Annotated in this window: 19 protein-coding genes; 13 read left to right on the top strand and 6 right to left on the bottom strand. The window is 59.2% G+C overall.

Features of this window, described 5'->3' with window-relative positions:
* Nucleotides 1-78: 78 nt before the first annotated feature.
* Nucleotides 79-4,851 (bottom strand): autotransporter domain-containing protein, encoded by a 4,773-nt coding sequence (locus AC1DV6_RS12780; RefSeq protein ID WP_477977881.1) that lies wholly within the window; start codon nucleotides 4,849-4,851, stop codon nucleotides 79-81.
* 353 nt (nucleotides 4,852-5,204) lie between these two features.
* On the opposite strand from AC1DV6_RS12780, the gene AC1DV6_RS12785 reads away from it, so the two are divergent.
* The 3 genes from AC1DV6_RS12785 to AC1DV6_RS12795 all read left to right on the top strand — a co-directional run bounded on the left by AC1DV6_RS12785 (nucleotide 5,205) and on the right by AC1DV6_RS12795 (nucleotide 8,592).
* Nucleotides 5,205-6,011 carry an HDOD domain-containing protein gene (locus AC1DV6_RS12785; protein ID WP_477977883.1) on the top strand — a complete coding sequence of 269 codons (807 nt, stop codon included), beginning with the start codon at nucleotides 5,205-5,207 and terminating at the stop codon, nucleotides 6,009-6,011.
* Entirely contained in the window at nucleotides 6,008-7,255 is a 1,248-nt protein-coding gene (locus AC1DV6_RS12790) for a phospholipase (RefSeq protein ID WP_477977885.1), read from the top strand. Before AC1DV6_RS12785 ends, AC1DV6_RS12790 begins: the two co-directional genes overlap by 4 nt.
* A gap of 68 nt (nucleotides 7,256-7,323) precedes the next feature.
* Entirely contained in the window at nucleotides 7,324-8,592 is a 1,269-nt protein-coding gene (locus AC1DV6_RS12795) for a M1 family metallopeptidase (RefSeq protein WP_477977887.1), read from the top strand.
* Here AC1DV6_RS12795 and AC1DV6_RS12800 read toward each other — a convergent pair.
* The 3 genes from AC1DV6_RS12800 to AC1DV6_RS12810 are packed head-to-tail and all read right to left on the bottom strand — an operon-like array spanning nucleotide 8,555 to nucleotide 10,816.
* On the bottom strand, nucleotides 8,555-9,145 hold the full coding sequence (locus AC1DV6_RS12800) for a cysteine hydrolase family protein (protein WP_477977889.1): 591 nt from the start codon (nucleotides 9,143-9,145) through the stop codon (nucleotides 8,555-8,557). The genes AC1DV6_RS12795 and AC1DV6_RS12800 overlap by 38 nt on opposite strands.
* A gap of 27 nt (nucleotides 9,146-9,172) precedes the next feature.
* Nucleotides 9,173-9,637, bottom strand: a complete 465-nt coding sequence (locus AC1DV6_RS12805) for a RidA family protein (protein ID WP_477977891.1) — start codon at nucleotides 9,635-9,637, stop codon at nucleotides 9,173-9,175.
* 42 nt (nucleotides 9,638-9,679) lie between these two features.
* The gene (locus tag AC1DV6_RS12810) at nucleotides 9,680-10,816 is read right to left on the bottom strand and encodes an iron-containing alcohol dehydrogenase (RefSeq protein WP_477977893.1); all 1,137 of its coding nucleotides are present in this window, start codon (nucleotides 10,814-10,816) and stop codon (nucleotides 9,680-9,682) included.
* Nucleotides 10,817-10,872: 56 nt separating this feature from the next.
* Here AC1DV6_RS12810 and AC1DV6_RS12815 point away from each other — a divergent pair, with 56 nt between their 5' ends.
* Together AC1DV6_RS12815 and AC1DV6_RS12820 are read left to right on the top strand one after the other, a co-directional pair.
* Nucleotides 10,873-11,850 (top strand): alpha/beta hydrolase, encoded by a 978-nt coding sequence (locus tag AC1DV6_RS12815; protein WP_477977895.1) that lies wholly within the window; start codon nucleotides 10,873-10,875, stop codon nucleotides 11,848-11,850.
* Nucleotides 11,847-12,755, top strand: a complete 909-nt coding sequence (locus AC1DV6_RS12820) for a YbgC/FadM family acyl-CoA thioesterase (protein WP_477977897.1) — start codon at nucleotides 11,847-11,849, stop codon at nucleotides 12,753-12,755. Before AC1DV6_RS12815 ends, AC1DV6_RS12820 begins: the two co-directional genes overlap by 4 nt.
* A 52-nt stretch (nucleotides 12,756-12,807) precedes the next feature.
* On the opposite strand, the gene AC1DV6_RS12825 is transcribed toward AC1DV6_RS12820, so the two are convergent.
* Together AC1DV6_RS12825 and ygfZ are read right to left on the bottom strand one after the other, a co-directional pair.
* The gene (locus AC1DV6_RS12825) at nucleotides 12,808-13,449 is read right to left on the bottom strand and encodes a protein phosphatase CheZ (RefSeq protein WP_477977899.1); all 642 of its coding nucleotides are present in this window, start codon (nucleotides 13,447-13,449) and stop codon (nucleotides 12,808-12,810) included.
* 64 nt (nucleotides 13,450-13,513) lie between these two features.
* The gene (gene ygfZ, locus AC1DV6_RS12830; protein WP_477977901.1) at nucleotides 13,514-14,449 is read right to left on the bottom strand and encodes a CAF17-like 4Fe-4S cluster assembly/insertion protein YgfZ; all 936 of its coding nucleotides are present in this window, start codon (nucleotides 14,447-14,449) and stop codon (nucleotides 13,514-13,516) included.
* 66 nt (nucleotides 14,450-14,515) lie between these two features.
* Between ygfZ and mltG the strand changes: the two genes are divergently transcribed.
* The 8 genes from mltG to AC1DV6_RS12870 all read left to right on the top strand — a co-directional run bounded on the left by mltG (nucleotide 14,516) and on the right by AC1DV6_RS12870 (nucleotide 22,682).
* Nucleotides 14,516-15,499: an endolytic transglycosylase MltG gene (gene mltG / locus AC1DV6_RS12835; protein ID WP_477977903.1), complete on the top strand. Its 984-nt coding sequence runs from the start codon at nucleotides 14,516-14,518 to the stop codon at nucleotides 15,497-15,499.
* Nucleotides 15,500-15,517: 18 nt separating this feature from the next.
* Entirely contained in the window at nucleotides 15,518-16,198 is a 681-nt protein-coding gene (gene tmk / locus AC1DV6_RS12840; RefSeq protein ID WP_477977905.1) for a dTMP kinase, read from the top strand.
* Nucleotides 16,195-17,232 (top strand): DNA polymerase III subunit delta', encoded by a 1,038-nt coding sequence (locus AC1DV6_RS12845; RefSeq protein ID WP_477977907.1) that lies wholly within the window; start codon nucleotides 16,195-16,197, stop codon nucleotides 17,230-17,232. The genes tmk and AC1DV6_RS12845 overlap by 4 nt, the downstream gene beginning before the upstream one ends.
* Entirely contained in the window at nucleotides 17,229-17,591 is a 363-nt protein-coding gene (locus AC1DV6_RS12850; RefSeq protein ID WP_477977909.1) for a PilZ domain-containing protein, read from the top strand. Before AC1DV6_RS12845 ends, AC1DV6_RS12850 begins: the two co-directional genes overlap by 4 nt.
* The gene (locus AC1DV6_RS12855) at nucleotides 17,592-18,380 is read left to right on the top strand and encodes a TatD family hydrolase (RefSeq protein ID WP_477977911.1); all 789 of its coding nucleotides are present in this window, start codon (nucleotides 17,592-17,594) and stop codon (nucleotides 18,378-18,380) included.
* 6 nt (nucleotides 18,381-18,386) lie between these two features.
* Nucleotides 18,387-19,028: an ankyrin repeat domain-containing protein gene (locus tag AC1DV6_RS12860; RefSeq protein ID WP_477977913.1), complete on the top strand. Its 642-nt coding sequence runs from the start codon at nucleotides 18,387-18,389 to the stop codon at nucleotides 19,026-19,028.
* 298 nt (nucleotides 19,029-19,326) lie between these two features.
* Complete coding sequence (locus AC1DV6_RS12865; protein ID WP_477977915.1) at nucleotides 19,327-19,677, top strand: hypothetical protein; 351 nt, start codon at nucleotides 19,327-19,329, stop codon at nucleotides 19,675-19,677.
* A gap of 74 nt (nucleotides 19,678-19,751) precedes the next feature.
* Nucleotides 19,752-22,682 carry a Tn3 family transposase gene (locus tag AC1DV6_RS12870; protein WP_477977917.1) on the top strand — a complete coding sequence of 977 codons (2,931 nt, stop codon included), beginning with the start codon at nucleotides 19,752-19,754 and terminating at the stop codon, nucleotides 22,680-22,682.
* The last annotated feature ends 23 nt before the right edge of the window (nucleotides 22,683-22,705 follow it).

Raw genomic sequence — 22,705 nt, forward strand, 5'->3', positions numbered from 1 at the left:
CCGCCGCATCCCGCGAGCAGGGCAGCCAAGGCAATGGAGCAAAGAAACGCAGGAAGTGCTTGGGTGTGTTGCATAGCCTTAAAACCGCATCAGGTAGCTGATCGAAAACTGGTTGTTGACGTAGCTTGTAGGAGAGGTCGCCCAAGTGGGGCGCAGCTCAGGCGTGGACTGCACGCGTCGCCATGACACATCCAACGAATCGCGCGGCCCCAGGCCGACGTTGTAGCCGAGGGTGGTCAACCAGGTAGTCGCGTCCAGCCGGTAGCTGATGAAACGACCGGCATCAAAGGCGTCGTCTGCCACCAGCATTTTCGCGATGGATACGTTCTCCAGCGACGCTTGCCCGGTCGACACCAGATCGCCCTTGCGGTATTCCCCGCCCAGATACAGGGTTGCGCCGCGCCCCAGCGAATAATCAACGTTGAAGCGTGCAGAGGTGTCTTTGGTGCCGAACACCTCACTGCGGGCACGTCGGCCATTGGCCGACAGAGCGCCCGACAGCGTGATCCGGTTCGTCAACGGCTGCATCACCGATACCCCCAGGGCGTAGCGATAACCATCGCGCAACTCCGACTGGAAGTCTTCCGCCGTCACTTTTCCAAACAGTCCCCAGGTGGCTGCATCAAACTCTGCAGAGCCCTTGTACTGGTAGGTCGCTTCGCCGGTCAGGGTGTATTTACTGAGGCCGTTGAAATTCTGGAAGCGTTCGCCGCCCGCGGCAGCCGTCAGGAGCAGCCGCGAGGTACCGTTCAGGTTGACGGCCATGGTCTTGCTGACATTGAGCGTGTACAGGTTGTCCACCAGAATGTCGCCTGCAACTTTGCCGCGCGTGATGTTGTCGTCCCAGGTGTAACCGGCGTCCACCTGGATTTCGTTGTCGTCGTTGAGGTCCATCTCAACACCTTGCAGCAACTTGGGCATGCCTTTGACACCGAGCTCCTTGGTCACTTTGACACGCAGCGCAAAACTCGATTCACTGGCCGACACGCGGGACAGCTGGTAGTCCAACCCGAGTGACCAGCCGTCGCGGAACATGAAATCACTGCCGATGCCCCAAACCAGCGCGCTACGCTGGCTGCCCGCAGGACTGATGGAGTAGCGCGTGCCCCCCACCTGATCGGCGTACGCAATGGTGGCTTCGCCGCTCTCGCGCAGATCCTGGCGCCACTCCAGTCGGGCCCGTGGCACTACGAATCCGAAGGGCGTGGCGTGTATGGCTTCGCCGCGCAAGCCGACGACACCTTGCATGGAGGACGCCGGTTGTTCGAAATAGGTGAGAGCGTAGTAGCTCGCCCCGGTTTCTGTGCTTTCACCCAGATGATCAGACGAAAACTCCAGTCGCGCGTAAGGAGAAACCATCGTGGTCTTTCCATGCCATTCGTAGCCGGCACCGATAGACCCAAAATATTGGTAGCCCTTGCGGTTGCTGAGCGCAAAGTCGTCCATGGGCTGTACATAGCGTCGTGTATCGAAGTCGAAGCCGCCAATCCCTAGCAGCCCCTCGACAAACACGTTCTCACTTGCCATGTAATTTCCATACACGGCCAGAGAGTAGCCTTTGCTATCGCTGCGCGAGCCATCAGTGCCGATATGGGTTGTGTCTTGGGCGTAGCCAACGCCCAGGCCTACGGTCAGTTTGTCGCTGATGACCTGGTCGACCCCCAAGGTAATACCGGTGGAACTGAAGTTCGCGCCGCTGATATTCCCGTTGGCATCCCGCACACCGAAGCTCGCCACGCCCTCTACCCACACTTTGGTGGATTCTGGGGTGGGCGTACCCGTACTCTGCCCAAATGTCTGCTGGATAGCTCCCAAGTCGACAGACCGGTTTTGAACCAGGCCGTTGGCCAGGACGTAGAGCGGCGATCCGGCAATACCCAGGTCATTGGCGGCCATTGCAAGCCCCGTTGACAGCGGCAAACTGGCAGGCGCGGTGCCCAGGGGCAACTGGGTGGCATTGGGCATCAGCGACGCCAATGTGGCGTTTTGTTGGCCCATTGCTGGCGGCCCCAGGGCATAGGGAGCCGCCGAGGCGGATGCAAAGCCAGACGGAGCTGCGGCAGAACCGAGTGAGTTCCAGCCCAACGCTCCGTTGAAACGACTTCGTTGCGATCGTTCGGAATGGCGCGCGAAGTTGGCGACCTGGGCCCGGGCCATTCCCATGGCGGCAAGGACCTGGCTGCTGAGGGTGGAGTTGACCGTGACATCGTTCCTGGGATCGGGCTCGCCGGTAATGGTCACATTCACGGAGCCCGGGGTTGACTTGCCGGCTGCTCCGTAGGCAATGAACGTGAATGCATCCTGGCCGAACACTCCTGGCGTGGGGGTATAGGTCAGTATGGTGCCGGCCACCCTGGCGATGCCCTGCTTGGGCGGCACGTCGATGCTGATGCCGGTGATCGCCGATCCGGTGATGTAGCTCGCGAGATCAACACTGCCTGAAGCATTCCGTGCAACGGTGAGTGTCACAGGCTTGACCGAAGGGGCTACAAGGAACACGGTCACCGACACGGTCGCGGGCAGGGAATTCCCCGCAACGCTGTCAACACCAATGTAGGTAAAGCTATCGGCACCCACGTAATCCGCCGTAGGCGTGTAGGTGACGGTGGTCCCCACCACCTTCACGGTGCCATGCTCGGGTGCCGTGCCAACGGTAACTCCGCTAATGGCGCCCCCTGAGAGCTGTGGACCCAGGTTGAGGCTTGTGGGTGTGTTCAGCGGGACGTTCATTGCTGCCGGTTTGGCAGTCGGCAATGGCAATACGTCAACCGTAATAGTGCCCGGTATAGAGTTGATGCCAGACCCGGCTACGGCTGTATAGGTAAAGGTGTCTTTGCCAGTGAAATCCGGTTTGGGGGTGTAGGTGATGAGCTTTCCGCTGACCTGAGCGGCCCCGTTGGCGGGTGAAGTGACGGTAATGCTGGTGAAGTTACCCGCCGCAACGCCGGAGACGTCGATGGCCACAGGCTTGTTGATCGGCGTAACCCGGCTTAATGCAGGCGTTATGGGCAACGCGCTTATCGTGATGAATACCGAGCTCACGTTCGAGTCGCCGCCTATGCCAGTGGCCTTGAAGGTAAAGGAGTCCGCCCCCGTATATCCCGCGTTGGGGGTGTAGGTCACCGTGGTGCCGTTAAGCGTTGCCACACCCTTGGAAGGTAGGGTGACGAGACCTGCCGAGGAAAAAAGGCCGGTGATGTCGGAGCCCAACTGGATGGTGGAAGCCTCGTTGGCCGGAATGTAAATCGCGCTGGAGGTCGTTTTAGGCGCACTGGGCGCTGAGACCGTCACACTGACAGCGGCCGTGCCGGCAGAGGCCCCGCCCGCATTGGTTGCCGAGTAATTGAAGCTCGCCGCGCCCACCAATCCTGGCGTTGGCGTAAAAGTGATCGTGGATGGCCCTGTGGCCAACGCCGTTCCGCCCACCGCGCCCGATGGCGTCACGCTGAGTACCGTGGCCCCCACCGGCCCAATGGAGGTCGCCAGGTTAATGGCCGTTGCTGTGTTGTAGGGAATGATGGCGAAGGTGGCACCGACGGTGGGTGGCGGGGGATTCACTGTCAACGTTACCAGCGCCGTGCCGGAGGTACCGCCAACATTGTCCGCGGTGTACAAGAAAGACCCCGTACCGAAGAACCCATTCGTGGGTGTGAACTGAATGGTCGTTGGTCCGGTCTGAATTGCAACACCATTGGTTTGTGCCGATGGGGTCACCGCGGTGACCGCCGTGCCAGAGGTGATCGATCCCGCCAGATTGATCGAAACGGGCGTGTTGTAGGCGGTAGTGGCCGAAGTCGCCGCCACAAGAGGCGCAGCCGATACGTTCAGCGTAATGGTGCCGGTATTGGAGGTGCCACCGGGTCCCGCTTTGGTATAGGTGATGGTGGTGAGGCCGGTAAAACCGCCGGGCGGTGTGTATGTAATGACATTGCCTGCGACGCCGGATGAGCCCGATCCGCCGGTCGTGGGCTGGGACGCGGCAACGGCGTAGGTTGCCGACGGGTTGCTCGCTACCACGCCCGCAATGTAGGCCGTCACGTCAATGTTGGTGGGACTCATTGACGACACCGTCAATGTGCCGATATTGGCAACCGTAGGGACCGGAGGAAGCCCCACATTCACCGTAAGGGTCCCGTTGCTACTGCCACAGCTATTGCTAGTGCCATATACGCCAGGCCCTTCACCCCGGTAGCCGATGGTCACTTGGGCTTTGTATGTGTTGGCATCGGCAGCGTAGCTCAGGGTATTGGTGCTGACCACTGCCCCCGTGCCATTGGCAGGTGTGCTGGTGATGGTGATGTTGGACACATTGGCAATACCGACCAACGATATGTTTTGCGTGCTTGTAGAGTACGAGAGGTTGACTGTCGGGGAGGGCGCGGTGATCGTTGGAGGGGTGACAGTTATGGGAATAAACCGGTTGGCTGTAGTCGCCGCCCCCTGTCCGAATGCGGTCACGGTGTCTGCCCCGCAATGGTTTGCGGTGTGGGTGTAGGTCAGGGCCGTGGTGCCCACGCCACCAACCGATCCATAGGAGGCAGAGCCGCCATAGCTGGTGATGACGTTGCTCAGGGGAGACATTACAACGTTGGGGACGGTGATCGAGTTGCCAGCCGAGTGGTAGGCGACGACGCGTGTGGGGCCGGTGAAAATGGAGGCGCCGCCCAGCAGGGTGGTGATCTCCGAGGCATATGAGGCAACCGCCGCAAGTTGCGGAGCTGAGAGGCCCATGCCATTGATGGAGTTCGCGGCGGTGATGACTGAACCCGCATTCGCGGCATTGACCCTGGCACCGCCTGCGTCTGGTGGATTGTGGCAACCCGTCGTGCAGTCTGTCGCGAAAGCAGCCATCGCACCGGGCGCGAAACACAGAATACTCGCTGCAAAGACCCCCATGCAGTAGGCACGCACCCAATGCAAAAAACGCTGTCCGCCGCCGGTAGCACTCGCGCAGAGGCTTGAAGGATTTGGGTTCATAGGGTCGGTCGCGATAGGGCGGGGGTAAGTGAGGCCGGGTGCGAGGCCTAAAGCCGCTCAATGTAGCAGTTCAACCCCAAATTGGGAACAAAGTGAAGGGTGGATGTACACCCTGCGTATGAACCAAGCCACGGGAGCAGGCGCCGCCGCGCAATCTATTGACGATCGACACGCCATAATGCATGCAACATAACGTTGGCCCCCTTGGTGCATAGAGACTGTTTGCCATGAAACTCAGTGCGTTGCTGGAGAAGCAGTTCAATCTGCCCAGCATCCCCAAAGTCGTTGCTTTGCTGCTGGTCGAACTGGACCGGCCAGAGGTCAGCCTGCACAAAGTCAACCAGCTGATCAGTACCGATCCGGCACTGACCACCCGGCTGCTGCGGTTGGCAAATTCCGATTTTTTCAAACTCACCGGCAAGGTCACCAGCGTCTCTGAAGCGTTGGCGCTGCTGAACCTGGTCGAGGTCCGCAAGATGGCGCAAGAAGCCGCCGCTGGCGCGTCGATGAAAGCTGTGCCGGGCATCAACCTGCAGCAGTTTTGGGACTACAGCCTCAACGTGGCCCGCGTATCGCGCGCGCTAGCGGGCGTGGTGAAGCAAAACCAGCAGGCTGCATTTACCTGTGGGCTGATCCATTGCATGGGCGAACTGGCGATGCACCTGGCCATGCCCGAAGAGATTGCCCGGCTGAACGAAGAGGTTGCGCCGCTGGACCTGAAACGCGCGCGCTTGGAGCGACGCGAGTTTGGCTATTGCTATGCCTCGGTGGGCGCAGGCTATGCGCGCCAATGGCAATTCCCCCAGACCATGATTGATGCACTGGAGCACCAGTACGAGCCGTTTGAAAACAACGTCTACGAACCCATGGCCGGTGTGATCCACCTGGCCACTTGGCGCGCGCGCTGCAAGGAGGCGGGTTTAAGCGAAAAGGGCATGGCCGTGAGCTACCCCGATGCGGTCGGCGTCGCGCTCGGATTGGATATTGATATGGCCTTGCAACAAGATCCCTTTGATTGGGCAGCGCACACTTGAACGCTCTACAACTCTACGCAGGCCCCAAGGCGCTGCAGGCGATCCGCCAAAATGGTCTCAGCCCCCAAGACATTCGTACCATCGCCGGCGCTGCCGGTGGCCCCAAGGGGCTGATACTCGGGCCGCTGGACCGGTTCATCTTTGGTGATTGGCTCACGCGCAGCCACCAGCCGATTGATCTGGTGGGCGCCTCCATTGGCGCGTGGCGCATGTCTACCGCGTGCCTGATCGACCCGGTCAAGGCGTTCAAGCGACTCGAAAGCGATTACATCCGCCAGCACTATGAACTGGCACCTGGTCAAAAGCGACCATCGGCCGACATGGTCAGCGAGCTGTTTGGCCAGAACTTGCAGGCGTTTTATGGCGGTCGCGTGCACGAGGTGCTGGACCATCCGCGTTACCGGTTGCACATCGTGACCTCGCGCGGCAGGCATGTGCTGAACACCGAGCATGGCCTGCGCACACCGCTGGGCTACCTCGGCGCGCTCCTGACCAACACCGTGCACCGCAAAGCCATGGGAGCATGGCTGGAGCGCGTGGTGTTCTCTACACCGGTATATTGCCCCCACGCTTCGCCGTTGCACGGGTCGCTGCCCCCCAAGGGGGCAAATTTGCCTTGGGGCGGCCCTGCGGCAAATTGCGAATCTCACGCCGCGCCGCTGCCTTTCGGAACTGCCGACTACCGCACGCGCCAGGTGTGTTTAAGCGAGCGCAACTTCAACCCTGCACTACAGGCCAGTTGCTCCATTCCGTTTGTATTGAAGGCCGTGCACAACATTCCCGACGCGCCACCGGGCGCCTACTGGGATGGCGGCATCACCGATTACCACTTGCACCTGAACTATCCGGCCGCTCCGTCTGCTATCAAAGAAATAGCTGCTCACGCACATTCTGCGGGCGCTAGCGGCACAAATGGCACTCAACGCGCCCCTCAAAATGGCATCGTGCTGTACCCGCATTTCCAGAAAGCCGTGGTGCCCGGATGGCTGGACAAGGGCCTGAAGTGGCGCCACAAGGCGACCCACCATCTGGATACGATGCTGCTCTTGGCGCCCAACCCCGAGTGGGTCAAAACCCTGCCAAACGCCAAGCTGCCGGATCGCACCGATTTCACCCACTACGGCCAGGACCTGGCCAGCCGCGTCAAGGCCTGGACCGCTGCCACTTCGGCCAGCGAACAGTTGGCCGCCGAGTTTTCTGCCTGGCTGGACAAGCCGGACGCTTCCAAAATCCTCCCGATATGAACCGATGGATACGACGCCTGGCTCTTTGGGCCGGGACAGCGTGTGCCCTGTTGTGCGCCGCAAGCGCCATGGCGCAGACCAACTGGCGCGTCACGCAATTCACGCTGCAGCTGGAACCCCAGTTCGAAACCAGCACGATCCAGGGTACGTTGCAGATGGACTTTTCGATTCAGACGCAGGGCTTGCAATACATCCACCTGGACGCTGGCGCGCTGCGTATTGCGTCTGTGCAACTCGGTCCTGATGCGCTTTCGTTTGAAAAGACCGGAACCCGGTTTCGCGTACAACTCCCGGCCACGCTCAAGCCCAACACTGCGCAGCAACTGCAGATCCGTTACACCGGTGACGCCAGTGGTGGTCTGCGCTTTGACAAGGACACATCGCAGGTGTCCACCGCATTCAGCACCAGCCAATGGATGCCCTGCCTGGACGATCCTTCGGTGCGTGCGCCGTTCAGCCTGACGCTGGTACTGCCGCCTGCGCTGTTGTCTGCGGGGAATGGCCAGCTCGATTCGGTGCAGTTGCAGGGTGATGGCAAAGTGACGCACGCCTGGCGCCTGGAATCGCCCATGCCGAGCTACCTGTATGGCTTTGTCGCAGGCAATTTCACTCAAACGCAGGAGTCGGCGGGCAAAACGTCGCTGCAGTACTTCGGCCCCTCGAACCTGTTTACCTCGGCATCGTTGCAGCAGGTGTTTGCGGACAGCGCCGACATGCTGACTTTTTACGCTGAGCGCGCGGGTGTGGCCTATCCCTATGCCGCGTACCGACAGGTATTGCTCAATGGCCCCGCAGCGCAGGAGATGGCCAGCTTCTCCACCATGGGCGTGCGCTACGGCACGCGCGTATTGGCCGACCCGCAAGCCATCTGGCTGGGCGCACACGAGATGGCGCACCAGTGGTGGGGCAATGGCGTGACCAACAAATCGTGGCGGCATTTCTGGCTCAACGAAGGCATCGCCACCTTCATGACCGCTGCCTATCTGGAACACCGCTTTGGCGCGGCCGAATACCAACGCCAGATAGCCGCCGCACGCGTCAAATACCAGGCGGTGCGCGACGCAGGGCTGGACAAATCACTGGTGTTTCCCGATTGGGACAAACCCACCGCCTCTGACCGCTCCCTGGTGTACGACAAGGGCGCGCTGGTAATGCACGAGTTGCGCGGCACTCTGGGCGAAGAGAAATTCTGGAAAGGCCTAAAGCATTACACGCAGAGCTACTTTGGCCAGTCGGTAGAGACGGCGGACTTCCGCAAAGCGATGGAAGAAGCGACCGGCACCGATCTCTCGGCTTTTTTCAGGCAGTGGGTTGAGATTCCTGCTGGCCAGCCGTAGCAAAGGCAACGTCTTCCGCGGTTGCCGTACCGTTCTTGCGGCCCGGGTAGCTCAACCAGGTCATTGCGATGTTGAGGTCCTGCACCAGGGTTTGCGCCGCAAGCACAGTGCCGTCGCCCAGATCCATCGTCTTCGTTGTGTGCGCGTCCTTGACCAGCGTCAGGTCGTAGCCGCGCTCCAGCGCGCCATAGGCGGTCGCGCGAATGCACCAGTTGGTTGCGCAGCCGGCCAACACGATATGGGTCGCACCCAGTGTGGCCAACTCTTCTTCCAAAGATGTCTGCTCAAACGATGAGTTGAAATTCTTGTGGATCAGCGGCTCGCCCGCGGCGGGCACAAGCTCGGGCGCCCATTGCCATTCGGGACTGCCGTGAACCAGCTCTTCGTCCGCGTGCTGCACCCAGATCACCGGCACACCCTCGGCACGCGCCCGTTCGACAGCGCGCGCCACGTTGCCGACGATGCGGGACGCGTCCCACGCGCCTTTCACCACGTCAACTTGCACGTCTACAACCATCAAAACACCCTTGTTACCTTCGCGCACCGTTGCCATTGCAATTTTCCTTAACTATTGAAGCGACTATTTTCGCTTCACTTCCACTGTTGCCCGGATAGTCAATGGCAATCCTTTGCGCAGCGTGCTGACACCCACGACAGAGCGCGCATGTAAGCCAGCCTCGCCAAAGACTTCGAACAGCAAGTCAGACGCCCCATCCAGTACTCGTGCATGGTCTTCAAACTCGGGGGTGGTGTTGAGCGAGCCATGCAACTCGACGACGCGAGCGACATTGTCCAGTGATCCGAGCTGGTTGCGAATGACGCTCAGCAAATCCAGACACGCCGAGCGCGTGAACGCGTAGCCATCCTCTGCTGAATATTCGCGCCCGATCTGGCCCTTGGGCAACTTGCCGTCCACTGGCAACGGGGCCTTCGCGGAGAGCACCAACAAATTGCCAGTCTGCACTGCAGCCGAGTAGTTACCCGCGGGTGCACTGGCAACGGGGAGCACTAGGCCCAAGTCTTTGATGCGTTGTTCTGCGGTCATATCATTGCCTCGGTTCATTAGGTGGGAGTAGGCCGATGCAATCTACAACGACTGCACCAACATTTCCCGATATTCCTCTTCCGTCGCAATCCGCGGGTTGGTCTTGTGGCAATGGTCGGCCATCGCGCCGACGATGATCTGGTCGAACTGGCTGGCGTCTACGCCCATTGCGGCTAGGCCGGTGGGCAGACCCAAGCGGGCGTTCATGTCCTTGATCGCTGGGCCAATATCGCTGGCGGATTGCAGGCCCATTGCGTGGGCCATGCGTTGCAGGCGGTTTTCCTTTTGGATCGATTCGGCCGAGGCGTTAAAGGCGATGACTGCGGGCAGGAACATCGCATTGAGCGTGCCGTGGTGCAGGCGCGGATCTACGCCGCCCAGGCTGTGGCTTAAGGAGTGCACACACCCCAAGCCTTTCTGGAACGCCATCGCGCCCTGCATGCTGGCGCTCATCATGTTCATGCGGGCTTCGCGGTCGCTGCCGTCTGCCGTGGCCTTCGCAATACTGGCCCAGCCGCGTGCCAGACCGTCTAGGCCAATGCCATCGGCGGGCGGGTTGAAGGCAGGGGCCATGAAGGTTTCCATGCAGTGGGCGATGGCGTCCATGCCGGTGGCGGCGGTGAGCTTGGGTGGCAGGCCCAGCGTCAGCTCGGGGTCGCAGATAGCGGTCTTGGGCACCAGGTGCCAGCTGTGGAAGCCCAGCTTGCGGTGGTCGTCGACGATGACGATGGCGCCGCGCGCCACTTCGCTGCCGGTGCCGCTGGTGGTGGGCACGGCGATGATGGGGGCGACCTTATCGGTGATGCGCGGCGAACCGCCCAGGATGGTGGCGTAGTGGGTGAGGGGGCCTTCGTGCGTGGCCGCGATGGCGACGCCCTTGGCGCAGTCGATCGCAGAGCCGCCGCCCACGGCAATCAGGCCATCGCAGTGATTGGCTTTGTAGACCTGGACCGCAGCGCGCACCGCAGCTTCGGTGGGGTTGGACGGCGTTTGGTCAAACACGGCGACCGTCATGCCGGGCAGGGCGTCAAGCGCTTTTTGCAATACGCCAGCGGCTTTGACACCCGCATCGGTGACGACCAGTGGACGCGCGATGCCGACGCGCTCGCATTCTTGCTTCAGCAATTTCACGGCGCCGAATTCAAACTGGATTTGTGTCACGTAGTAGATAAAAGCCATAGTCTTGCGCCGTGTAGGATGGGAAAAATTGCACTGTACCAAGAACGCCAAAGAATATGAGTCACCCTCGTAACCCCAACGCCCTTTTGACCCCAGCGATGCGCGGCGTTTTGCAGCGCATGGAGCGCGCCGGTCACCCGCCTTTCTACATGCTCAGCCCTACGCAGGCGCGGGCCGCCTACATTGCGGGCGCTGGCGTGCTGGAGTTACCGACGCAGCAACTGCAACGGGTGGAGAGCTTCACGATCCCAGCGCGCGACGGCTTTGACATCCCCGTGCGCCTGTATGCGCCCGGCGGCGGCGCGTTGCCGGTGCTGGTGTACTTTCATGGCGGCGGATTCACGATTGGCAACATCGCTACGCACGATGGACTGTGTCGCCGGCTGGCGCACTTGGCGCAATGTGCCGTGCTGTCGGTGGACTATCGGCTGGCGCCGGAGTTCAAGTTCCCCACCGCGCACGAAGATGCGTGGGACGCAGTGCAATGGGTCGCACGCGATGGCAAAAACCATGGGTTGGATGGCACACGTATGGCCGTGGGCGGCGATAGTGCAGGCGGCACGCTGTCTGCCGCTTGCGCCATAGAAGCGCGCAACGCTGGCCTGCCGTTGGCTTTGCAACTACTAATCTACCCAGGCTGCGCGGGACACCAAAACACCGAGTCGCACCGCACATTTGCCAAAGGCTTTGTGCTGGACGAAGCCAGCATCACCTACTTTTTCACCCACTATCTGCGTGGCCCGGAGGACCGGGACGACTGGCGCTTTGCACCACTGGATGGCAAAACCGAAAATGGTGAAATCGTTGATCTGGCCGGCGTCGCGCCGGTGTGGATGGGTCTGGCAGAATGCGACCCCCTGGTCGATGAGGGCGTGGCCTATGCCGATCGGCTGCGCATGGCAGGTGTGCCCGTCGACCTCGATATTTATCGCGGTGTGGTGCACGAGTTCATCAAGATGGGCCGTGCAGTTCCTGAAGCAGCCGTCGCCCACGCCGATGCCGCGAACGCATTGAAGAAAGCCTTTAACCCATGAGCACAAGTGCCTCCAAATTCCGTTTTTCTCACCGGCTGCGCGTACGCTGGGCCGAGGTGGACATGCAGAAAATCGTGTTCAACGCGCATTACCTGATGTACCTGGACACGGCCGTAACGGACTACTGGCGCGCGCTGGCTTTGCCCTATCAGACAACGATGCATGACCTGGGCGGCGATCTGTATGTCAAGAAGTCCACGCTGGAGTACCACGCCTCGGCGCGTTTTGACGACACGCTGGATGTGCGCATGCGCTGTGCCCGTATTGGCAATTCTTCGATGGTGTTTGAAGGCGAAATCCGCTGTGGCGACGCCTTGTTGGTATCCGGTGAGCTGGTCTATGTGTTTGCTGATCCGCAGACGCAAAAGTCCAAACCAGTGCCGCAGGCTTTGCGCGACACCTTGAACGCGTTTGAAGCCGGTGAGCCCATGGTGCAGGTTGAGGTGGGCAACTGGGGCAAGCTGCAGGCGCCTTCCACGCAATTGCGCAACGATGTCTTCCTGCAAGAGCAGGGGATTGCTGCAACGGTGGTGTTTGATACGGCGGACCAGACCGCCATTCACGCGGTGGCGATGAACCTTTTAGGGCGTGTGGTGGGTGCCGGTCGCATGGTGCAGCCAGAGCCAGGTGTGGGGCGCATCGGTCGCATGGCGGTGGACCGATCCGTGCGCGGCAGCAAGGTGGGCTTGTCGGTGCTGAATGCCCTGCTGGACGCCGCGAAGGCGCGTGGAGATCGCGAAGTAATGCTGCACGCGCAGATCAGTGCCGAGGCGTTTTACCTGAAGCGCGGCTTTGTGATCCGTGGGGACTACTTTGTGGAAGCGGGCATCAAGCACATCGAGATGGTGCTGCCGCTACTGAGTAGTGATGGCAATTTGCCGCCGGGCCGCCCCAAGGCGAATTAGCCCCCTTGGGGGGCAGCGACCCGCGCAGCGGCGGAGCGTGGGGGCAATATGTTTAGAACCCCATCGAGGCCAGCAGGTCGTCCACGTCGTTTTGCGCCAAAGCCGCGCTGGACGTCTGCGGGCCCTGCAGCTGGTGGGTTTCGCCGGTGAATTCGGCAGCTGCTTCAACCGGCTTGAGATTGGCGGCGATTTGCTCCGGCGCGCTGTCCATCAGCAATTGCACCAGCTGTGCTTCGGTCCGGCCAATGATGTCGATGACCTTCTTGATCACCTGGCCCGACAGATCCTGAAAATCCTGCGCCATCATGATGTCGCTGAGCACTTCGCCTTCTTTCTCGGCAAAAGTAGCAGTGCGTTGCGCAAATTTGCTGCAAACGATCAGCAAGCCACGGGCCCGTTCCACGGTCAAATCGTCTTGCGCAGCCATGCGGGTCAGCGAATCGGCCAGTTCGTGGCCGCGCTTGGCCAGGTCATCGCACTCGGGTTTGCCAGCATCCACCAGGTTCAACACCTTGTTGGCCGCCGCTTCCGTCATGTTGCCCACGTGGGCCAAACGGTCACGCGCATCGGGCATTTCGTCAACCACAGTATGCAAACCACCCACAGCGCCCAGCACCGAAAAAGCTTCGTGCATTTCCCGGGTGATGTTGCCCAAGCGGGCAAATGCTTCGTCTTTACTGAGCTGAACTGACATGTGCGATTCCAGGTTTTTTTGATGCGGTTGCGCTGTTAGTTTACCGCCTGCCAGTAGCCAGACTTTAAATATCTTCCAGCAGGGGATAGGGCAGCGGCAGAACGGTCAGTGGCAGTTTTCCGGGTGCGCCAAGCTGCAGGGCGCCGAGCTCTATGGCGGTGATTTGGCCGGACAGAATGGCGTCATAACCACCCAACGGCGAAGCCGCCGACTGAACCACGGTAGCGACGGGCTGCTCCGCGTCATCGGGCACAAAAACCTCGTCCCCAGCCTGCAGCGGGCCATCGGCATGCGCCAAAAAGGCGCGCCGTTTCAAGGTGCCACGGAACTGGCTGCGTGCCACGACTTCCTGGCCCGGGTAGCAGCCTTTTTTGAAGTTGACGCCGCCGACCGACTCGTAGTTAAGCATTTGCGGCACGAACGCCTCTACGACCGGCTGACTGAGCGTGGCGATACCACTGCGTACCTCGCTCCACAGCCAGAGGGCCAAAGAAAGTTCGGGGCCGGGCGGCAAATCCGAGCCGACAGCGGCCACCCAGAGCTGCCGTGGAATGCCATCAGCCGGGTACAACTCCACCAGAGATCCAGAGGAAAAAAGGCCTCTAGCCCAGGCGGAATGTGCGTGACCAGCTATCGTTTGTGTAGCAGACCCGACCAGCCCGCAGACCTGAAATTCATCTGTTGCGTCGGTCAGCTTGGTCTTTGCGCGCATCACAAACATGGACAAACGCTTCAGCGTGGCGGCCAGGATGTCACGGCTGCAGACCAGCAGTATTTCGGTGTCACTGGTTTTGAAGCCGATGAAGCTGGCCTGCATGCGGCCCTTGGCAGTGCAGAAGGCGGCCAGGCGGGCTTCCTGTTGGCCCAAGAGTGCAAAGTCCTGCGTCAGCTGGCCCTGCAGAAACTTGGCGGAGTCCTCGCCTAGCACCCGTATCACGCCCAGATGCGTCAGCTTGGCGACGCCGTTGAGGCTTGCGGGTGTTTGCGTTATTTCAGTCATGCGGTGAATTATGATTCCTCCCACATTGACACAAGGGACCTAGGGATGCTCTGCATCCCGAGAGCTATGCGCATATTCCTCATTGCTGTGCTCATGGCTGCATTGGGCGCGGCCGGGGCAGCCTATTACTGGATCAACCAGCCACTACCGCAATCCGCTCCCATGGTGGACCTGTCTATCGAGCCAGGTTCCAGCGCCCGCGAAATCGCCCGGGACGTTGCGCAAGCCGGGCTCAACGTGAACCCATCGCTGCTGTACTGGTGGTTCCGCCTGTCGGGGCAGTCGCGCCAGATCAAGGCTGGCAGCTACGAAATCGACGAAGGCACCACGCCGAGCAGCCTGCTGCGCAAACTGGTGCAGGGCGAGGAGGCCTTGCGCAGCGTGGTGTTGCTGGAGGGTTGGAATATCCGCCAGGTGCGTGAAGCCCTGAGAAAAGCCGACCAGCTCAAACCGCTGTCACAGGGTCTCACGGATGCCGCCTTGATGGAGCAACTGGGCCGACCCGGTGTGCATCCGGAAGGGCGCTTCTTCCCTGACACCTACACCTACCCCAAAGGCTCCAGCGACATCCTGCTGCTGCAGCGGGCGATGCGCGCGATGGACAAGCGCCTGGCCAAGGTCTGGGAGCAGCGCGACCCGACGCTGGCGCTGCAGTCGCCGGATCAGGCATTGATCCTGGCCAGCATTGTCGAGAAGGAAACCGGCCGTGAAAGCGACCGCACCATGGTGTCGTCCGTCTTCAACAACCGGCTACGCATTGGCATGCGTTTGCAGACCGACCCAACTGTCATCTATGGCTTGGGGGAGACATTCGATGGCAATCTGCGCAAGAACGATCTGCTGACCGATACGCCCTGGAACACCTATACCCGCACCGGGCTGCCACCTACACCGATTGCGATGCCGGGCAAGAGCTCGTTGCTGGCGGCGGTGCGGCCAGCGCCCTCCAAAGCACTTTACTTTGTGGCACGCGGCGATGGCACCAGTCAGTTCAGCGCATCGCTGGACGAGCACAATCGGGCCGTGAACAAATACCAACGGGGCCAATGAGCCCTCTGTCGAGAACGCATGAACGGACTTTTCATCACCTTTGAAGGCATTGACGGTGCCGGCAAGTCCACCCACATCGATGCGCTGGCGCGCGCGTTTGCAGACCAGGGCAGGGAAGTGACCCGCACGCGCGAGCCGGGCGGTACGCCTCTGGCCGAGAAGCTGCGCGCCATGGTGTTGAACGATGCCATGGACCCGATGACAGAAGCCCTGCTGGTGTTTGCCGGGCGTCGTGACCATCTGCAAAACGTCATCCTGCCGGCGCTGGCGCGCGGCGAAGTGGTGCTGTGCGACCGTTTTTCTGATGCCGCATTTGCCTACCAGGGAGGAGGGCGCGGCTTTGACTGGGCTGTGCTGAGCACGCTGGAGCAATGGGTGCAGGCCGGTGTCCAGCCACATGCCACCGTCTGGTTCGATCTGCCGCCCGCGATTGCCGCACAGCGCTTGGCCAGCGCCCGGGTGCCGGACAAGTTTGAATCGCAGTCGTTGGAGTTCTTCGACAAGGTCGCGCAAGCGTATGCGCGCCGTATGGAGGTAGACCCCCAACGCTTTATGCGCATCAAGGCGGATCAGCCCATGGAGCAGGTCTGGCTGGACGTGTTAGCCGCTTTTCAGGCTCGGGGGCTGTTAGGAAGCTCACGTCCTGCAGCGATGGGACTGCTAGGCGAAATCCCTGGCAAACGAGGGTTGTTGGGATGATCGAGGAAGTCGTTGCTCCGCCGCTCCCCGTTGCACCCTGGATCACCCGCCAGGCCAGCCAGTTGCTGGCGCAGCGCGGGCACGCCTGGCTGTTGCACGGGCCTTCCGGGCTCGGCCAATACGGCTTGGGGATGGCTCTGGTGCGCGCCTGGTTGTGCGAATCGCCACTGGACGGCGTTGCCTGCGGGCATTGCAGCAGTTGTCACGCGATTGATGTGCGGACCCATGCCGACCTGTGTGTGCTGATGCCTGAGACCGACATGCTGGAGTTGGGCTGGCCGCTGTCTGAAAAAGCTGCTGCCGAGATTGACGACAAAAAGCGTAAGCCCAGCAAAGAGATCCGGGTGGATGCGATGCGTGACGCCGTGGAGTTTTCTCAGCGCACCAGCGCGCGCGGGCGTGGCAAGGCGATTCTGGTGTACCCAGCCGAGCGCATGAACGGCATTACCGCCAATGCGTTGTTGAAAACACTTGAGGAGCCGCCTGGCGATGTGAAATTTGTACTGGCCAGCGAATCGGCGCACCAGCTTCTTCCGACGATCCGCAGCCGCTGCCTGGGCCATGCAATGCAGTGGCCTGAACGTACAGAGAGCGTGGCGTGGCTGCAAGCCAATGGATTGCCTGCGGAAACCGCGGCGCTGTTTCTTCAGCTCACCGGCGCACGTCCCGAGGACGCACTGGCGTTTGCCCATTCGGGACGCAACGCGCAGTCGTGGACGGCTTTCCCAAAAGCGATGGCACACGGGGACGTGAATGCGGTGCGAGACTGGACGGTGCAACAGTTGGTGGACGGCTTGCAAAAGCTGTGTCACGACCTTTTGGCCACCGGTGTCGGCGCGCAACCGCGCTTTTTTACCGTCCGGGATTTGAACGGCATTGCGGCGCGTATCGGTCCGCTGACCGCGTGGAGCAGGGAGCTTGCCCGTTGCATGCGAACCATGGACCACCCGTTTAATCCGGGTCTGATGCAGGAAGCGCTTGTAGGACAGGCCCAAACCGCTCTAAACTCCAAGCTCACACATACGCCAGCATGAGTACCGCACCCGCCGCAGCCCCAAGACCCAGCGTCATCCAGCTTTCCATCAAGGAAAAAGCTGCGTTGTATGCGGCCTATATCCCCATGTTCAATGAAGGCGGCGTCTTCATTCCGACGTCGCGGGACTATGCATTGGGCGACGATGTGTATGTGCTGTTGTCGCTGCCGGAAGATACACAACGCTACCCGGTCGCCGGCAAAGTGGCTTGGGTTACACCAGCCAAAGCCGCGGGCGGGCGCACGCAGGGCGTGGGTATCTCGTTTCCCAAGGATGAAAAATCCCGCCTGCTGCGGCTGAAGATTGAAGAAGTTCTGGGTGCCCATATGGCCTCAGAGCGTCCTACGCAAACCATCTAGGTGTTCACCGATTCGCATTGCCACCTCACGTTTCCCGAGCTGGCTTCCTCCCTGACTGATATCCGCGCTGCCATGGCCCAGGCCCAGGTGGACCGCGCCATGTGCATTTGCACGACGCTGGAAGAGTTTCCCGACGTGCATGCGCTGGCGACTGCCTACGATAATTTTTGGGCCACGGTAGGCGTGCATCCTGACAACGAAGGCGTTACCGAGCCCAGCCTGGATGACCTGCTGACCCGCGGCGCCCTGCCCAAGGTATTGGCCATCGGAGAAACTGGGCTGGATTACTATCGCTTGGGCGACCGGACGGTGGCTGACATGGAGTGGCAGCGCGAGCGGTTTCGCACCCATATTCGCGCCGGTCGTGCGCTAAAGAAGCCACTGGTCATCCACACCCGCAGCGCATCCGATGACACATTGCGCTTGCTGAGGGAAGAGGGGGAGTGCGGTGATGGCAACTCCGCTGGCGGAGTTTTCCACTGCTTCACCGAAAGCCGGGAAGTCGCCACGGCGGCGCTGGACATGGGGTTTTACATCTCGTTTTCCGGCATTTTGACTTTCAAAACTGCACAAGACATTCGCGATGTCGCCACGCTGGTGCCCATGGATCGCATGCTGATTGAAACCGACAGCCCCTACCTCGCGCCCGTCCCGTTCCGGGGCAAAACCAACAATCCTTCCTATGTGCCTTTCGTGGCAAAACAGATTGCACAACTGCGCGGCATGGATGTAGAAACCGTTGCGATCCAAACATCCAACAACTTTGACACTCTTTTTCACCCCATTTAGAATCTCATGAAACACTTTAGATATTTTCTTTATCTATATGTTTTAATTGGATATTCTTTTTCCAATGCTGGTTCGTACGACGATTTCTTTATTGCCATCAAGCAGGACAACGCATCCTCGATCAGTCGGCTACTGGCCCAAGGTTTCGACGTCAATACCGTCAACCCGGACGGCCAGTACGGGTTGATCATGGCTCTGCGGGAGTCTTCAGCCAAAGTGGCCAAGGTATTGGTCGAGCATCCCGCAACCAAAGTCGACGTTCGCAACGCAGTGGATGAAAGCCCATTGATGTTGGCGGCACTACGCGGCTACATGGATCTGTGTGCAACGCTGGTTTCACGCGGCGCCGAAATCAATAAGCCGGGCTGGACGCCATTGCATTACGCCGCCACAGCGGGCAATCCGGACATCGTCGCCTTGCTATTGAAGCACGGCGCAAAAATCAACGCCATCGCACCTAACGGAAGTACGCCGTTAATGATGGGTGCCATGTTTGGCTCCACCGAGGTCGTCAAACAGTTGCTGGATGCTGGCGCAGACCCGGATTTAAAAAACGCAGGCGGACAGACGGCGCTGGATTACGCAACCAATGGCGGTCGCCCAGATGCGATCGCATTGTTGCGAAAGGCAACACAAGCCAAGCCATAGTTTTCCCGCATTTGGCGGGCATTGAGGCTATGACATTTAGGGTATCCGTGCGAGAGCTGCTAAATCCGGCGTTAAGGAATTTTCCTATTGAAAATCAATGACTTAGATCGAAAAAAGCTCTTTGGACCAGTCTCCGATTTTTAACTCAACGTTATCCAAAAATTAACACCCTCGATCAGATTATCGTAAAACGATAATATTTCCGTAGATTATCGTTTTACGATAATTTCATGCTCTTGAAGAATATAGACGTCAGGTATATCCTGCGCGATTTGTCAATTCTTCAGGGGTTCGCGCAATGGATGAAACGGAAAATGACAGCTCAAATGTCGCTGTGCCGGATGACTTTCCGCGCGACCCTTTCCCTGCTGCCCTCTCTGGCGCCCAACTCAAAGTAGCAGCCCAGCTGATCGACGGTAAGTATGTTGTCGGCATGACCGATGACGAGCGCCGCGGCCGCTATCTCATGTGCAAGGACCTGGTCGAACAACTGACCGAGTACACCGAGCGCAAACGCACTGAACGAACTGACTTGACCCTACCTGCCCTCTTGGACGCGATCGACGTTTCGGTTCGCAAAAAAGGCTGGGAAGTTGCAGGTATCGAACTGGACTGGATCATGGGTCGGGTCCGGGCCAATTTCCTCTGAATCCACTTTCAAAGTTACTGCCCCTGCTTTGAGACTGCAGTGGCTCTTTTCAGCGATTGATGCATGGAGGCTATATGCAGCAGGTCCATCGGTGGCAATTCCAATATCTCGGAATCTCCACATTTCCCAAAAATCTTGACGTCGTAGAACTTTCGGCGTTTTTCACATACAGCCCAGCGGAGCTGGCTGAAATAACCAACAAGCGAAAAGACCCACTTCGAATAGCTGCGGCGGTCCAGCTTGGTTTCCTAAAGATGACCGGGAGTCCACTCAGCGATCTTTCCAGCATCCCGTTGAGACTTCTCAGGCATGTGGCGTCCCAGCTGAACGTCAAGGCACCGGCAATTGCTACATTGCGGGCCATCTACGACCGAGACAAGACCCGCCTGGAACACCAGTGGTGGGCAATGAAATTTCTGGGATACCGCAAAGCTGACAAACGAGACCTGGCTCCCCTGCCGAGCTATATGGAAAACGAAGCAAGGCATACAGCGGACAGGGACACGTTGGTCCAACGTGCAAAGCTCTGGCTCTACCAACACAAGTATCTGTGCTTGGCACAACGCGAATTGGACAGCCTTGCAGCCAACGCCGCCACGACGTCTGAAACGGCCTTCTTTGGTTACCTCAATAGCGTGCTTTCTGAGGGCCAGATCAAGCAATGGACCAAGGCTGTGATGAGGATCGAGCAGAAATCCCAGCGAACCTATCTGGAATGGTTGCACCAACCCGCACGTAAAAAGTCAGTCAATGCCATACGCGAGAAAACAGCACGGGTTACTTTTCTCAAAGGGCTTGGTGTAGACAAGTTGGATTTGGATGCAATCCCCCTGGAGAAAATCCGTGCCTACGCTGAGGAGTTGCGAAAAATCCGGCCGGCGCGTTTCAAGGAGCTACAAGACCCGCTCAGGACGCTACGTTTGGTTTGCTTTCTGAAATACACCCTGTTTGAAGCTACCGACACCGCAATCATGTTGGGGGCTCGCAGCGTCACCAAAATTCAGGCAGATGCCTATAAAAATGCTCAGGCGCTGGAAGGCAAAAGCGCCATGTCGTATCACGAAACCGTTGTGAAACTGAACGAACGGATCAATTCACCCGACCTAACCGATACCGAATTTCGCCAATATGCGCGTGAAATCCTGGCCGAGTACCAACCTCCGCAGTTTCCCACCAAAGCATCGGCAGCACGCTGGTTGATGAGTGAACCCAACCCGAGGATTCGGGCCCTTCTGTCGGAGCTACGCAAACTGGATCTGAAAGCAGAACCAAACAATCCCAGTGTTGGGATGGTGCAATACCTTCAGGAGCTCTATTCAAGTGGTGTTACGGAGCTTCCGCAAAACCACGGGCAGTCTTACCCCTGGCCTTGGCGCGATTTGATTCAAGGTGAAGACCGTGAACGCGCGATGCGGGCGATGGAAGCAATGACCTTGGTCGGACTGCGCAAGGCGCTGAAAAGTGGTGCTGTCTACGTCGACCACAGCGAGAAATTCCGCGGGCGCCATCGGCTCATGATTGCTCAAGCCGAATGGGAGCGCGACCAAAAGATTCGTTACTCGCAGTTAAGTCTGCCTTTGAACCCCAACGAATTCTTGCGAAGTCTCATTGCTGAACTGAATGCCAAATTGCAAACATTGGAGGACGCACGCACTCGTGACGATTTCAAGATTGCCGATGGTCGATTTCGGATTCCGCGCAGCAAGCCTGACTTGCCGCCCCCCGAAGTGGAGCAAAAAAAGAAGGACTTGTCCGCAAAGATTGACGACGTTCAGTTCCCAGACCTGATCCTCCAGATGGACAGCCAGATTGGGTTTAGCAAAATCATTCTGGGGCGACCAGCGATCAACAGCACTGAGCTGCTGCAGATTTACACCGGCATGCTGGCACACGGCTGCGCGCTTGACGCCTCTGACGTGAGTCACATGGTGCCGCAACTCACGGCGAATCAGGTACTTGCCGGGATGCGGTATTTTGAGGACAAGGTCAAGGTCCGGGCTGCCAACGATGCTGTATCCGGATATCAACTACGCCTACCAATTTGCGCTGCATGGGGCGATGGCTCGCTGGCATCTTCAGACATGATGAGCATTGACGTTTCCAAGCAGGTTTGGCGTGCTCGCCAGGACTATCGGCGCAAAGTCGCGTCTGTCGGAACTTACACCGCAGTTGCCGACTTCTGGAGTGTGATTTATGACTCAATCATCCTATTGAATGAACGTCAAGTTGGCCCCGCCATTGACTCAAAATTACACCAGCGTGAGTTTGAAGTCGAGCGTCTGGCTGTCGATACCCATGGCTATACGGAATTCGGCATGGCCATTGCAAAACTGCTTGGTTTTGGCTTGTGCCCTCGACTTGCCAAAATTACAGAACGCAAGTTGTACGTACCCAAGGCCGCCAAGATCCCTGAAGGGTTGGCTGACATGGTGGTGCCGTCTGTTTCCCTCAAGGCAATCATTGCGGAATGGGACAACCTCGTGCGTTTGGCATCGTCCATTGAAACTGGACATACATCCGCTACTGTGGCCTTGGCCCGGTACGGTTCCGCTTCCTCAGACAGCCCCTTGTACCGAGCTGGTGTGCACTTGGGTCGACTGATTCGCAGTATTTACCTGTGTGACTACATTGGCAGCGAGGAGCTACGCCGTACTGTGCACCGCATCTTGGTGCACGGCGAGCACATTCATACCCTGCAGCGGGCTATTTACCAAGGCAGCTTTTCCAAGCCACGTGGGCAATACGAGCAGGAGCTTCATGCAGCCTCCGGCTCGCTAACGCTGATGACAAACCTGTGTCTCGCATGGACATCACTCCGGATGCAAAACATTGTCATGGGCGACTCTGAAACTGTACTACCGGCGACTGATATTGAGTGGTTGTCACACGTCAGTCCGGCAGCTGTAAAGCACATCAACTTCCGGGGCATCTTCACGTTTTCCGTGGATGAGTATGCCCAATGGCTGTTCACCTCAGACGAGGCACCGAAACGCAAATCAGCCTAAGTTGTATGCATGCGTCTACCCTA

The organism is Rhodoferax sp. P2_H8_2, assembly GCF_056403235.1.

Coding starts and splice junctions, on each gene's coding strand:
- AC1DV6_RS12780 (WP_477977881.1), bottom strand. CDS start 4,851: ATGGCTGCTTTCGCGACAGACTGCACGACGGGTTGCCACAATCCACCA.
- AC1DV6_RS12785 (WP_477977883.1), top strand. CDS start 5,205: ATGAAACTCAGTGCGTTGCTGGAGAAGCAGTTCAATCTGCCCAGCATC.
- AC1DV6_RS12795 (WP_477977887.1), top strand. CDS start 7,324: ATGGCGCAGACCAACTGGCGCGTCACGCAATTCACGCTGCAGCTGGAA.
- AC1DV6_RS12800 (WP_477977889.1), bottom strand. CDS start 9,145: ATGGCAACGGTGCGCGAAGGTAACAAGGGTGTTTTGATGGTTGTAGAC.
- AC1DV6_RS12805 (WP_477977891.1), bottom strand. CDS start 9,637: ATGACCGCAGAACAACGCATCAAAGACTTGGGCCTAGTGCTCCCCGTT.
- AC1DV6_RS12810 (WP_477977893.1), bottom strand. CDS start 10,816: ATGGCTTTTATCTACTACGTGACACAAATCCAGTTTGAATTCGGCGCC.
- AC1DV6_RS12815 (WP_477977895.1), top strand. CDS start 10,873: ATGAGTCACCCTCGTAACCCCAACGCCCTTTTGACCCCAGCGATGCGC.
- AC1DV6_RS12820 (WP_477977897.1), top strand. CDS start 11,847: ATGAGCACAAGTGCCTCCAAATTCCGTTTTTCTCACCGGCTGCGCGTA.
- AC1DV6_RS12825 (WP_477977899.1), bottom strand. CDS start 13,449: ATGTCAGTTCAGCTCAGTAAAGACGAAGCATTTGCCCGCTTGGGCAAC.
- ygfZ (WP_477977901.1), bottom strand. CDS start 14,449: ATGACTGAAATAACGCAAACACCCGCAAGCCTCAACGGCGTCGCCAAG.
- mltG (WP_477977903.1), top strand. CDS start 14,516: ATGCGCATATTCCTCATTGCTGTGCTCATGGCTGCATTGGGCGCGGCC.
- tmk (WP_477977905.1), top strand. CDS start 15,518: ATGAACGGACTTTTCATCACCTTTGAAGGCATTGACGGTGCCGGCAAG.
- AC1DV6_RS12845 (WP_477977907.1), top strand. CDS start 16,195: ATGATCGAGGAAGTCGTTGCTCCGCCGCTCCCCGTTGCACCCTGGATC.
- AC1DV6_RS12850 (WP_477977909.1), top strand. CDS start 17,229: ATGAGTACCGCACCCGCCGCAGCCCCAAGACCCAGCGTCATCCAGCTT.
- AC1DV6_RS12860 (WP_477977913.1), top strand. CDS start 18,387: ATGAAACACTTTAGATATTTTCTTTATCTATATGTTTTAATTGGATAT.
- AC1DV6_RS12865 (WP_477977915.1), top strand. CDS start 19,327: ATGGATGAAACGGAAAATGACAGCTCAAATGTCGCTGTGCCGGATGAC.
- AC1DV6_RS12870 (WP_477977917.1), top strand. CDS start 19,752: ATGCAGCAGGTCCATCGGTGGCAATTCCAATATCTCGGAATCTCCACA.